General features: G+C 51.9%; 10 protein-coding genes. 9 read left to right on the forward strand and 1 reads right to left on the reverse strand.

Features of this window, described 5'->3' with window-relative positions:
- Positions 1 to 34: 34 nt before the first annotated feature.
- The 9 genes from P3X23_RS02115 to P3X23_RS02155 all read left to right on the forward strand — a co-directional run bounded on the left by P3X23_RS02115 (position 35) and on the right by P3X23_RS02155 (position 10,616).
- Positions 35 to 925 (forward strand): glycosyltransferase family 2 protein, encoded by an 891-nt coding sequence (locus P3X23_RS02115; RefSeq protein WP_300872692.1) that lies wholly within the window; start codon positions 35 to 37, stop codon positions 923 to 925.
- 34 nt (positions 926 to 959) lie between these two features.
- Complete coding sequence (locus P3X23_RS02120) at positions 960 to 1,919, forward strand: glycosyltransferase family 2 protein (RefSeq protein WP_300872694.1); 960 nt, start codon at positions 960 to 962, stop codon at positions 1,917 to 1,919.
- A gap of 14 nt (positions 1,920 to 1,933) precedes the next feature.
- Entirely contained in the window at positions 1,934 to 2,971 is a 1,038-nt protein-coding gene (dusB, locus tag P3X23_RS02125) for a tRNA dihydrouridine synthase DusB (RefSeq protein ID WP_300872696.1), read from the forward strand.
- 290 nt (positions 2,972 to 3,261) lie between these two features.
- Positions 3,262 to 5,517 carry a formate C-acetyltransferase gene (gene pflB, locus P3X23_RS02130; protein ID WP_300872698.1) on the forward strand — a complete coding sequence of 752 codons (2,256 nt, stop codon included), beginning with the start codon at positions 3,262 to 3,264 and terminating at the stop codon, positions 5,515 to 5,517.
- Positions 5,518 to 5,605: 88 nt separating this feature from the next.
- Positions 5,606 to 6,382 (forward strand): alpha/beta fold hydrolase, encoded by a 777-nt coding sequence (locus tag P3X23_RS02135; RefSeq protein ID WP_300872700.1) that lies wholly within the window; start codon positions 5,606 to 5,608, stop codon positions 6,380 to 6,382.
- A 24-nt stretch (positions 6,383 to 6,406) separates the two neighbouring features.
- Complete coding sequence (locus P3X23_RS02140) at positions 6,407 to 6,628, forward strand: sulfurtransferase TusA family protein (RefSeq protein WP_300872709.1); 222 nt, start codon at positions 6,407 to 6,409, stop codon at positions 6,626 to 6,628.
- On the forward strand, positions 6,625 to 7,671 hold the full coding sequence (gene rsgA / locus P3X23_RS02145) for a small ribosomal subunit biogenesis GTPase RsgA (RefSeq protein ID WP_300872702.1): 1,047 nt from the start codon (positions 6,625 to 6,627) through the stop codon (positions 7,669 to 7,671). The genes P3X23_RS02140 and rsgA overlap by 4 nt, the downstream gene beginning before the upstream one ends.
- Positions 7,672 to 7,676: 5 nt before the next feature.
- Positions 7,677 to 8,849 carry a glycosyltransferase gene (locus tag P3X23_RS02150; protein WP_300872704.1) on the forward strand — a complete coding sequence of 391 codons (1,173 nt, stop codon included), beginning with the start codon at positions 7,677 to 7,679 and terminating at the stop codon, positions 8,847 to 8,849.
- Positions 8,850 to 9,275: 426 nt separating this feature from the next.
- The gene (locus tag P3X23_RS02155; protein ID WP_300872705.1) at positions 9,276 to 10,616 is read left to right on the forward strand and encodes a hemolysin family protein; all 1,341 of its coding nucleotides are present in this window, start codon (positions 9,276 to 9,278) and stop codon (positions 10,614 to 10,616) included.
- Here the strand turns inward: P3X23_RS02155 and P3X23_RS02160 are convergent.
- Positions 10,613 to 12,849, reverse strand: a 2,237-nt coding sequence (locus P3X23_RS02160; RefSeq protein WP_300872707.1) for a DUF3488 and DUF4129 domain-containing transglutaminase family protein, incomplete at its 5' end; no start/stop codon positions are given. The genes P3X23_RS02155 and P3X23_RS02160 overlap by 4 nt on opposite strands.

Raw genomic sequence — 12,849 nt, forward strand, 5'->3', positions numbered from 1 at the left:
TGGATTAGAATTTGATGTAACTTAGTTATTTTTAATGATGAACACAAATCAAGTTCCTGTTATTTCGGTTATTTTACCAGTTTTTAACTCTGGACAGTATATTGAACGATCTATAAAGTCCATCCTCGATCAGTCTTTTAATGATTTCGAACTGATTATCATTGATGACGGTTCTTCGGATGATTCATTTGAGATTTTATCAAAATATGCGAAACTTGACGAGCGGATTCATTTAATTCGTCGAGATAATCAAGGTTTAATTTACACACTGAATCAAGCAATTGAAATTGCTAAGGGGCAGTATATCGCCAGAATGGATGCAGATGATTTAGCCTTGCCTAAAAGATTAGAATATCAACTTGCCTTTCTCGAAGAAAATCAATTACATCTTTGTGGCAGCTCTGTTCAGCTCATGGGTGCAGCGACTGGGTACTGGTATTATCCTCATTCCCATGCAGGTTGTGAAGTTGAATTATTGTTTGGGGTACCTTTTGCTCATCCATCTGTTATGGGGCACTCCAGTGTTTTCAAAGAACTGCGGTACTCGTCCGAGTGGCCACTGGTGGAAGATTATGACCTATGGCAGCGGGCATGGGCAGCAGGGTTCAAGATGGGAAATGTACGAGAGGTACTTCTCCAATACCGCGTGCATCGGAAACAAACCTCCAGCCTTTACCATCAGCAGCAGGCAAAAAATAGTCAGCAGATTCGTTCGCGTCACTGGCAGCAAATCCTCAGTGTAAAGCTGGGAATTTCACCCACTGAGGCTCAAGAAGCAGAGAAAGACCTGTGGAAAACCTTCCAACGCCTGCGGGAGTTAAAGCAATGTTATAAAGGAACAGAGGCAGAAAAAATTCTCCACCATTCGTTCCTGCGCCTTTGTTCCCATCGTTTCCATAGCTGGGTTTTGGAGAGAATGAGCTAGTTGAGTGTCTCAAGACCGCGTTTCAGGAGTAATCATGTTTTTCAGTGTTGTGATTCCCACCTATAATCGCTTGCCCATTTTAGAAAAGTGTGTGCGAGCGATCGCCCATCAAACATGGCATCCAGAGCTGGGCATCCAAGACTATGAGGTCATTATTGTTGACGATGGTTCAACGGACAACACCATTGAGTGGCTTGAGGCACATCGTGATGAATTTCCCTGTGTCCGCTGGCTTCAACAGGAACATCTTGGCCCTGCGGCTGCCCGTAATTTGGGGCTTCAGGTGGCGAAGGGGGACTGGATTATCTTTATTGATAGCGATTTGGTGGTCACTGACACTTTTTTAGAAGCCCATGTGAAGCGCTTAATTCAAGAAAAACAACGTCTGGGTATCGAGGAGATGACCGAGGTTCCTGCTTTCTCCTATGGTCGTGTGATCAATACCTGCAACTTTGAAGAGCCAACTTCAGAACCATATAAGGTCGTTGATTTTTCAGCGGCCTATTTTGCAACGGGGAATGTGGCGATCGCCCGTCATTGGCTGGAAAAAGCAGGTTTGTTCGACACCCAGTTTCAACTTTACGGTTGGGAGGATTTGGAACTGGGGGTTCGCCTAAAGCGATTGGGGTTGCGATTGCTCAAATGCCCTGAGGCCGTTGGTTACCACTGGCATCCCCCCTTTGCCCTCGATCAGGTTCCGGCTCTGATTCAAAAAGAAATTGAAAGGGGAAAAATGGCCATTCTATTCTATAAAAAACATCCCACTTGGGAAGTCAGGCTCATGATTCAAATGACTCCCTTTCACTATTTCCTTTGGGCAGTTTTATCCCTAGGAGGAATTCTCAATGAAAAAACAATAGCTCCCATCCTACAATGGCTTATTCGCAGTAATCACCCCCAAGCTGCCTTTGAAGTGGCTCGCATCTTTTTGAATTGGTATAATGTGCAGGCGGTTTATTCGGCCTATCGAGAGCAAGTACTTGGGCACCACTGAACCTGTGTGCAAAGATGCTAACCCTCTCCCCTGAGCTAAAAGCTCGCGTGGCAACCCCTTTACAGATTGGTTCTCTCACTCTGCACAGTCGGGTGTTTCAATCCCCGTTGGCGGGAGTGACTGACCTGGTGTTTCGGCGACTGGTGCGCCGTTATGCCCCGCACTCAATGATGTACACGGAGATGGTCAGTGCTTCCGGGTTGCACTATCTGAAAACATTGCCCCGGATTATGGAAGTGGATGCCAATGAGCACCCCATTAGTATTCAGCTCTTTGACTGCCGGCCAGATTTTTTGGCAGAGGCAGCCATCAAGGCAGTGGCCGAAGGAGCCGATACCGTGGACATTAACATGGGATGTCCTGTGAATAAAATTACCAAGAACGGCGGCGGTTCCTCCCTGCTGCGGGATGTGAAACTAGCGGCCACGATTGTGCGCACTGTCTCAGAAGCGGTGCCTGTACCGGTGACGGTCAAAACCCGCATTGGCTGGAATGATCAAGAAATCAATATTCTTGATTTTGCCAAGGCGATGGAGGATGCCGGCGCAGCCATGATTACCGTTCATGGACGAACCCGCGCCCAAGGCTTTAATGGCCCAGCCCGCTGGGAGTGGATTGCGCGGGTGAAGGAACGCGTCAGTATTCCGGTGATTGCCAATGGTGATATTTTCTCCGTAGAGGCGGCAGTGCGCTGCTTGGAGCAAACGGGGGCGGATGGAGTGATGTGCTCACGGGGAACAATGGGCTATCCTTTCTTGGTGGGGGAAATTGATTACTTTTTGAAAACTGGGGAACTGCGGCCTGCGCCAACGGTGGTGGAGCGTCTGCAATGTGCGCGGGATCATCTCATTGCCCTCTGGGAATACAAGGGGGAACGGGGAATTCGCCAAGCGCGTAAACATTTGACGTGGTACGCTAAGGGCTTTGCGGATGCCGCAGAACTGCGTAGTGAATTGTGCCGCATTGAAAGTCTAGAGGCCGGTTTAGTCTTGTTGGATACAACAATTGAACGATTGCAAATGACCTCACAGGCCGGGGCGATCGCGGCCTAAACCAATGAAAAAAGATTTACTTTTCGTAAAAATTTTGCAAAAATTTTATAAACATAAGACCCTAGAACCCACGGGTTATAATAGGGGTGTAGGTGCGAGAAGGCCAAAAAGAGAGCAACAAAACTCGACCTACAAAATGCTCGTTTGTTGTGATTATTCCTAAGCCAAGTAAAGTCTTTCCTCCTTTTTAACCCGCGCAGTTAGTAGGTTCTTGTAGGTTTGAAGGGGCGATTGCTGTCGGTTCGAGGCGATCGCGAAAGATTGCTGCACAGTTGATGAGGACATTGATTATGAACTGTACATACTACACAGAATTGCCGGAAGCGGCATGGCGAGAATTTACGGGTGGTGATTGGGTCGATCGCATTGATGTGCGCGACTTTATTCAACGCAACTATACCCCCTACACAGGGGATGCCTCCTTCCTAACGGGCGCCAGCGATCGCACCCAGAAACTCTGGGCAAAAGTGCGAGATCTGATGGCCCTAGAGCGAGAAAAAGGCGTTCTCGATGCCGATACCAGTGTCCCCTCTTCAATTACAGCGCACGCACCGGGCTACATCGATCGAGAGTTAGAACAAATCGTTGGCCTGCAAACCGATAAGCCCCTGAAACGAGCGATTATGCCCTTTGGCGGCATTCGTGTTGTTGAAACTTCCCTTAAAGCCTACGGCTATGAATTAGACCCGCGCACGAAGGAAATCTTCACTAAATATCGTAAAACCCACAACGATGGCGTTTTTGATGCCTATACCCCTGAAATGCGCCGTTGCCGTAAATCGGGGATCATTACAGGACTGCCGGATGCCTATGGTCGGGGTCGGATTATTGGCGACTATCGCCGCGTGGCTCTCTATGGGGTGGATCGCTTGATTGCTGACAAACAGGCTCAGCAGGCTTCCCTAGAACTGGATGTGATGGATGAAGAAACCATCCGCCTGCGGGAAGAACTCTCAGAGCAAATTAAAGCCCTCAATGAACTTAAGGAAATGGCCGCCAGCTATGGCTTTGACATTTCACGGCCAGCGGCGAATGGCAAAGAGGCGATTCAGTGGCTCTATTTTGGTTACCTTGCGGCTGTCAAAGAACAAAACGGCGCGGCCATGTCCCTGGGGCGGGTCTCAACCTTCCTCGACATTTACTTTGAACGGGATTTACGCCAAGGTACGGCCACAGAAGCCGATATCCAAGAGTGGATTGACCACTTTGTCATGAAGCTGCGAATGGTACGCTTCCTGCGCACGCCGGAGTACAATGAACTTTTCTCTGGCGATCCTACGTGGGTCACTGAATCCATTGCGGGGATGGGGCTGGATGGGCGCCCATTGGTGACGAAAACCAGTTTTCGCATCCTCAATACCCTCTACACCTTAGGTCCTGCTCCTGAACCCAACTTGACGGTGCTGTGGTCAGAAAACCTGCCGGAGGCTTTCAAGCGCTTCTGTGCCCAAGTTTCGATTGACACCAGCTCCATCCAGTACGAAAACGATGATCTAATGCGCCCTTACTGGGGCGATGACTACGCGATCGCCTGCTGCGTGTCAGCTATGCGGGTTGGCAAGCAAATGCAGTTCTTTGGCGCACGGGTGAACCTAGCCAAAGCCCTCCTCTATGCCATCAACGGCGGGCGGGATGAAGTCTCTGGTGAGCAAGTGGCGCCCATGTTTGCACCGATTACCGCTGACACGTTGAAGTGGGAGGAAGTGCTGCCGCGCTTTGAGCAAATGATGGCGTGGTTGGCGAAAGTGTATGTGAATACCCTCAACGTCATCCACTACATGCACGACAAGTATTGCTACGAGCGGTTGGAGATGGCACTCCACGATCGCGATGTCTTCCGCACAATGGCCTGTGGTGTGGCGGGTCTATCGGTGGTGGCGGATGCCCTCTCAGCCATTAAGTACGCGGAGGTGAAAGTGATCCGCAATGCCGAGGGGCTGGCGGTGGACTACGAGATCAACGGCGATTTCCCCAAATATGGCAACAACGACGATCGCGTGGATAGCCTTGCGGTGTGGCTGGTGGAAACCTTCATGAATGAAATTCGCAAACACAAAACCTACCGCAACGCCGTGCCTACCCAGTCCATCCTCACGATTACCTCTAACGTGGTCTATGGCAAGAAAACGGGGAATACCCCCGATGGGCGCAAAGCGGGTCAGCCGTTTGCTCCGGGAGCTAACCCCATGCATGGTCGCGACACGAAAGGGGCGATCGCCTCACTGGCCTCTGTGGCCAAGCTGCCCTATGTCCATGCCCAAGATGGCATCTCCAACACGTTCTCCATTGTGCCCAGTGCCTTAGGCAAGACACGGGAAGATCAAATCAACAACCTAGTAAATATGCTTGATGGGTACATCCACGATCAGGGCTTCCACATCAACGTCAACGTGCTTAACCGTGAAATGTTGTTGGATGCCATGGATCACCCCGAACTGTACCCACAACTCACCATCCGTGTCTCCGGTTATGCGGTGAACTTTACCAAACTCACCCGTGAACAACAGTTGGATGTGATTAACCGCACATTCCATGAACGCTTGTAGGCTCATTGCCGCCTAGATGAACATTGCGTCCTCTACCTCGGTTGCGCTGGCATCGGGGTAGATTTTTTAGGGGAGTAACGTATCGGTTGTGAGTCCATGGGTGAACCTTGTCAATCTTCCCTTTTTCTACAGCCACGCCGAGGGCGATCGCGCCTGTTTACTGCTCCATGGTTTAGGGGGCGGAGTTTATGAACTACAACTTTTGGCAGAGGTACTTTACGAAGTGGGTTGGACTGTTCAGGGCATCCTCTATCCGGGACACGATTGCCCCGCTGCTCCAATGCCGGCCTCAAGATGGCCGCAGTGGTATGGGGCGGTGGTCACTGCCTTTCAAGCTTTGCAAGAGAGCTACCCAAGGGTTGCTGTGGTCGGCTTTTCGACGGGGGGAACGCTGGCGCTCCATCTTGCCCATCACTTTCCTGTTGATGCGCTAGTGCTTCTTGCCCCTTTTTTACGGATCTATCGGCCTTGGCTTTTTCCCTTTGCTCCAGAGATACTAGTGGAATCCTTTGGGCAGTGGATTCCTTGGTTGCCTCGGCGGCGCCTCCCGATTCGCGATCGTGCCCTGCGTCAAGCAGCAGAGGCCGCCTGTTTTTTCAAAAGTTTTAACCTCCAAGCAGTCTGCAGTGCCCTCGATCTCATTGCCCAAGTGCAGCAGGAACTATCGCAAATCACAACACCAACCCTGATTCTGCAAAGCCATGCTGACACCACCGTTGACCCCCAAGGGGCACAGCTCATCTATGAGCAACTGGGCAGTTCCCAAAAGGAATTGCACTGGCTCAAGGATTCAGATCACTTGCTACCCCTTGATGTGGAGCGGGAGCAGGTATTCGCCAAGGTGGTCACCTTTTTGGGAAGATAGTTGCAGTTGGTTACTTGCCCTGCCATGGAAACATTGGATCTACGGGGAATACCCTGTCCTTTGAACTTTGTGCGCACAAAACTGCGCCTACAACAGTTGCCCCCCCAGCAGCCCCTTGAGGTGTGGTTGGATGCGGGAGAACCCATTGAGCAGGTGCCGGATAGTTTGCGGATGGCGGGCTATGATGTCCTTGGAATTGAGCCACGACAGGACTATTTTGCCCTTCAGGTGCAGCGTCCCGCATGAGTGATCTGGTGGGCTTGGTGCGAGCCGTTCAGGCCAATTACTACCGTGTCCGGCTGCGGGAACCCGTCAATGGCATTGAGGAGCTGCTGTGTGTGCGCCGCGCCCGTCTAAAAAAGATGGGACAACAGGTGTGTGTGGGGGATTGGGTGGTCATTAGCCATCCCGACTGGCAAGGACACCGGGGCGCGATCACTGAAATTTTGCCCCGCCGCAATCAATTACAGCGACCGGCTATTGCCAATGTGGATCAGGTTTTGCTCCTTTTTGCCCTAGCTGATCCCCCTGCCGATCTCCATCAAATTACCCGCTTTCTGTTGACTGTAGAGGGCTTGAACGTCCAGATTCACGTGGTTTTTACCAAGGCCGATTTGGTTTCGCTAAAGGAGCAACAGCAGTGGCGCGATCGCCTGCAGCAATGGGGCTACAGTTGTGATATTCTCAGTCTCGTCGTAGGAACGGATTGGCAAACGTTGCAACCCCGCCTCGCCCATAAGGTTGCAGTGGTCTGTGGCCCGTCGGGAGTGGGTAAAAGTAGCTTGATCCGTCATCTTTCGCCTCGGGAGGATATTCGCGTCGGTGCGGTCTCCAATCACTGGCACCGCGGGCGGCACACCACTCGCCATGTGGAACTGTTCCCGCTGCCAGAGGGGGGCTGGATTGCCGATACGCCGGGCTTTAACCAGCCCGAACTGCCCCAAGACCCCCAGCAACTGGCGGCAGCTTTCCCAGAGATTCGCCAACGCCTCAGTAAGGATCAGTGCCTCTTTGATAACTGTCGCCACGATCGGGAACCGGGCTGCTGTGTACGCGGTGATTGGGAGCGCTATCCCCTCTACCTTGAGTATTTGCATGAGCTAGAAGCAATGGCCAGTCCAGAGCCATCCTTGGCAAATGTGACCCGCGTCAAGGCTAAGAGTGACAGCCAAGGTCAGCAACGGCTTGAACCCCTCTTAGATGCAAAAAAATATCGCCGCCGATCGCGACGACAGCAACATCAGCGTCTTCATCCCATGGCTGAAGAAGTCCTCGACAGTGAACTGTAATGATCATGCCTCCTGTGTTCACCCTACTTCTGTTGAGTCTAACGGGTCTTGCCCTCCTAATCTGGCTAGTCCTGCTGCTTTTTTGGGGACAGTTTTGGCGCATGGATCAACGACTCCAAGGAGGAGACCTCAGGGCTTGGCCAACGGTTGTTGCTGTGGTTCCGGCCCGCAACGAAGCTGCTGTCATTGGTGCCAGCGTGCGATCGCTCCTAGAACAGGACTATCCAGGAACCCTGCACCTGATCGTGGTGGACGATCAAAGCGCGGATGGCACAGGGGAGATTGCGCGCCAAACTGCCCTAGATCTGGATCGGGGCGATCGCCTAACGGTGTTGCAAGGTGCCCCCCTTGCTGGGGGTTGGTCTGGCAAGCTCTGGGCACTTTCCCAAGGCATTGAGGCGGCTCGTGCCTTTGCCCCCGATTACTTGCTCCTCACCGATGCCGATATTGCCCACGATCGCCAAAATTTGCGCCAATTGGTCGCCCACGCCCATCGGCAACAGTGTGCCCTTGTCTCCCTGATGGTGAAACTGCGCTGCCAAAGTGTCTGGGAAAAATTACTCATTCCCGCCTTTGTCTTTTTCTTTGCCAAGCTTTATCCCTTCCGCTGGGTCAACGATCCGCAGCGGTCAACAGCCGCTGCCGCCGGCGGTTGTATTTTGATTGATCCCATAGCGCTGGACAAAATTGGTGGCATGGCCCGTATTCGCGATGCCCTGATTGATGATTGTTCTTTGGCCGCCGCTGTGAAGCAAGCCGGCTACCGCATTTGGTTGGGGCTAACACCGACTACTGTGAGTCTGCGTGCCTACAATACCCTGGGCAGTATTTGGCAGATGGTGGCTCGCACCGCCTATACACAGTTGTCCTATTCGCCCCTCTTGCTTGTAGGAACTGTAATTGGCATGACATTCGTGTATCTGTGGGCACCCCTTGCCCTTGGTATTGGTCTCATTAGTCCATCTCTGCCCTTGGCCGCCATGGGGGGACTCACCTGGGGGGGGATGGCGATCGCCTACGGGCCAACGGTTCGTTTCTATGGCCTCAATAGCATTTGGGCACTGACACTCCCCGTGATTGCCTTCCTCTATACGCTAATGACACTGGATTCGGCTCGTCGCCACTGGCAAGGCCAAGGGGGTGCTTGGAAAGGACGGGTTTATCCGCACAAGTCATAGATTGGGGTAATAGGTTCTGACAGTCAATGGAGAACCTCTGCGCTCCAGAGAAAAGTTACAATCAACAGCACCAGCATGGCGATTGCCCCTCGGGTAATGAAACCCTGAAGCCACTCGTGCATTGGCTAGCTAGGGAAACATCACGTCTATTCTCAGATTCCCTCTCCCCCTTGTAGAGTCTCCCAGATTCCAGTATCCTGACTGCTATAACAGCCCTTTTCACAAGGATGGAACCCCCTCAAAACAGCTAAACCTGCTTAATGACGGAATCACATCCCCTCGACAGGGCAACATAACAAGGAGCGATTTATTGAGCATGTTGGAAACAACATCGGCAGTAAAGGAGCAGTCTCTTGAATCAGCCTGACGACCGACGATGCCGACCAAGACTGTATATCTGGGGTTACCCCTAGAAGCATAGCTGCAATGTCTGCCGCTGCTTTAGAAATTTTACTTGTGCTGCTGCTGATCATCGCCAATGGCATTTTTGCTGGTGCTGAAATCGCAGTGGTCTCTGCTCGCAAAGTCCGCCTCGAACAACTGGCAAAACGGGGTAAACGCAAAGCCAGAGCTGCACTGAAATTAGCCAACTCTCCCAATAATTTTCTCTCCGCTATCCAAATTGGGATTACCCTCATTGGTATTCTCAGTGGGGCAGTGGGGGGAGCAACCTTGGCGCAGCGGTTACAGGCAGTTCTCAGTCCTGTACCTTGGCTAGGACAGTACAGTCAGCCCCTCAGTATTGCCCTTGTGGTGACGGGCATCACTTATCTTTCCCTTGTGATTGGCGAACTCGTCCCAAAGCGCATTGCCATGACGTATCCGGAGGCGATCGCCTGCAATATTGCTAAACCAATGACATGGCTGACGAAATTAGCAGCCCCAATTGTGCATTTATTAAGTGTCTCCACAGATGCCATCTTGCAAGTATTAGGCATTACCACCACCGCCGACCAAACCGTTACTGAGGATGAAATTAAGGTACTGATTGAGCAAGGGGCACAGGCGGGTCTTTTTGAGGTGGCAGAGCAGGACATGGTGGCACGGATTTTCAACTTGGGCGATCGCCCGATTCAGTCCATCATGACCCCCCGCACCGACATTGTCTGGCTAGATATTGAATCTCCCCTTGAGGAAATCGAAGCCGATATTCTGGCCAGTTCCCACTCCCGGTTTCCCGTTGCCGAAGAAACGATTGATCACTGCTTAGGGATTATTTCTGCCAAGGACTTTTTAGCCGCCCGCTTAACTCAGCAATCCATTGATCTGCGCCAGCTTTTGCAACCGGCGCTGTTTGTTCCTGAAGGTCTACCGGCACTCGATGTCCTTGAACTCTTTCGCCAGTCGAGTCAGCACATGGCTCTAATTACCGACGAGTATGGCGGGATTGAAGGGCTGGTTACCCTCAATGATCTCACGGAGGCGATTATTGGCACGCTGCACCATGAAGAAGGCGAAGAACCACAAATTATTCAGCGGGAGGACGGCTCTTGGCTGTTGGATGGTTTGCTTTCCACCTATGAACTCAAGGAATTACTGCGGCGAGAAAGTTTGCCTGAGGAAGACACCGCCAACTACCACACTCTTGGCGGGCTAATCATTACCCTTTTTGGCCGCATTCCCCAGTCGGGAGATTACATTGAAACCGATGGACTGCGCTTTGAAGTGGTGGATATGGATGGCAATCGTGTCGATAAAGTGCTGGTGACTGAGCTGGTGAGCCATGATGCCCTCGCCGAGGAGATTAACCCAAAGGACAAGGATTAACGACGGCGAAAATCCGCTATGGTGCGTTGTAGCGATCGCCAGTGTTGTTGTCGCAGTTGATTTAGAGCGCGCTTCAAGGGAGCCAAAGGAGGCTGCTCACCACCATAGCGCCAAACTACATAGGCTTGTGTCAAGGTTTCGATGGCACGTTGACTGATGGCATCAAGACGGTTACAGGTTTGCAGCGATCGCGCGTATTCCCAAGGAGTTTGATTGGGTCGCTTGGGTAAGCCCTGCTGTGCTAAACCATCGAGCATTTGCACATAGAGGCGAGCAATCGGCGGCAGTTTTTGCAACCGTTGGCGGTATTGCCACGTCTGGAGAGCGTACCATAAGCTCCAAACAACAATGATACTGGCAAAGAGAATCAACATTCCTTGGACAACGCCCCCTAGCCCTTGACTAAACAGATCAAAGAATTTTCGCAGGGCAGTTTCTAGCGTTGCAAAGACAGCGCCCAAGAATCCCGTCACTGGTGTTGGCAGCCATCCCGTCACCCACTGCCAAAACTGCTGCAGGACACTAAAGGTCTGATCCACCTCTAGGGTTGCTGGATAGAGATCGTGTCCTGGAATCGGATCAAAGAGAAACCAGCCCAAATTCGGGAAATAGGCCTCTGTGAGGGCATAGGCATCGGTGTTGCGAACCACATACAACCCCGTAAAGGGGTTAAATTCTCCTGTTCCGAGTCCCGTTACCAAGCGGCTGGGAATGCCAATACTGCGCAACAGCAGCGTCAAGGCACTAGAAAAGTGATCGGGATAGCCCCCTCGCCATTCAAAAAGAAAGGCTTCGACCAAATCTTGATCTTTGCCCAATTCAGGAATATCTGTTTTTAGGGCATAGGATTGCTTCAGAGCTTGGGTGAGGTAAAGAGCTTGCTCATAGGGTTCAGGAATCGGGCGATCGGCTTTGGCAAGCAGCTCTTTGGCCAGCGCTAGCAGTCGCGACTTCAGATGGCTAGGCACCTCTAGGTACTGCTGATAGCCGAGGGGATGATTAATTTTAGGTGCTTTGCGCAACAAGGAGCGATCGCGCACGGGCACTTGGGAAATCACGGAATAGGTTAACCCCTGTGGCAACGGTACAGGGGCACGCAACCCCCCATCAGGATCGCGGGCAATTTCACGGGTTGGGAAATAGAGTTCACGGGGTTCGTAGAGGTGGGGAATAAGGTTACTAAACTCAGAAACAATCGTGTAGGTCTGAATCACTTCCCGTGTGGTCAGTTGGGAGAGTTGTTGCTGCGGCAGCAAATAGCGAAAACTCCAAGGGGAGCGCCGCAGCACTTCTGCCTCATCGTTGCGACTAATCCGCCAACCGCGCCCCGTATATTGATCAAAGGCAAGGACACGCCAGAAGCCGGGAGCTTGGGAGCGCACCCGCATGAGTTCCCGGGGCACCATTGGCAGGCCAAAGGTCTGATCTATTTCGCTGTTAAAACCGTAATAAAAATTACTGTCAAAAGTTTCAGAAGGGAGTTCACTGCCCCTGTCTGCAAACGTTTGATTGGCCAGCTCCTCACCCCCATTCCCACGGCTACGACCACTGACATAGCCGGGATTGATCACGCGAGTTTGGTCAAACTCCCCTTCCACCTGAATGTCGGCACTAACGGGCAGGGTGCGAATTTGATAGCCGGGGAAGCGCGGCAGCAGCAGAAAGACCACCATCCCCAAGCCGAGAATCAGAGCAAAAAGTCCAACCCATTGCCGCCAGGGCAAGCGCAGCAATTTCAGGGTAGGGGAGAGCAAGCCAAGGCGCGAGCGGTAGTCAAGAACAAGTACAGGTAGGGCGATCGCCAGAAAGATCAAAAGAAACAGCCCAAAGATCATGGTTTGGCTGAAGCTAGCTGCCACACTAATTAAAATGAGGGCAATCACCATCGAGTAGCCCAGGTCCTTGCGCCGAGGTAAGTCAAAGCTATGGAGGACTTGTAATTGAATTAAAAGTTCTGTCAGCAGAATCTGCGAATCTTGATTGAGCGTTGTCAATCGTCCTAAAAAGATGGCCAACGCCATCAACATACCGATGGCGATCGCCAGCTTCGCTGCAATATTTTTTTGCCGCCGTGCCCACCAACTCCAACCAAACCCAGCAATGGAGAGGGGAACTGCCCAAATACTATTGGCCGTATCTGCTGCAACATCCGTGGCCACCAAGCCAACAATTACCATGGCCAAGACGCCAAACCGCAGCAGCAGCGAGTCTTCGACATTTTTGGCGGGAGCCA

The sequence above is a fragment of the Thermosynechococcus sp. Uc genome (assembly GCF_029335995.1).
Lineage (GTDB): Bacteria > Cyanobacteriota > Cyanobacteriia > Thermosynechococcales > Thermosynechococcaceae > Thermosynechococcus.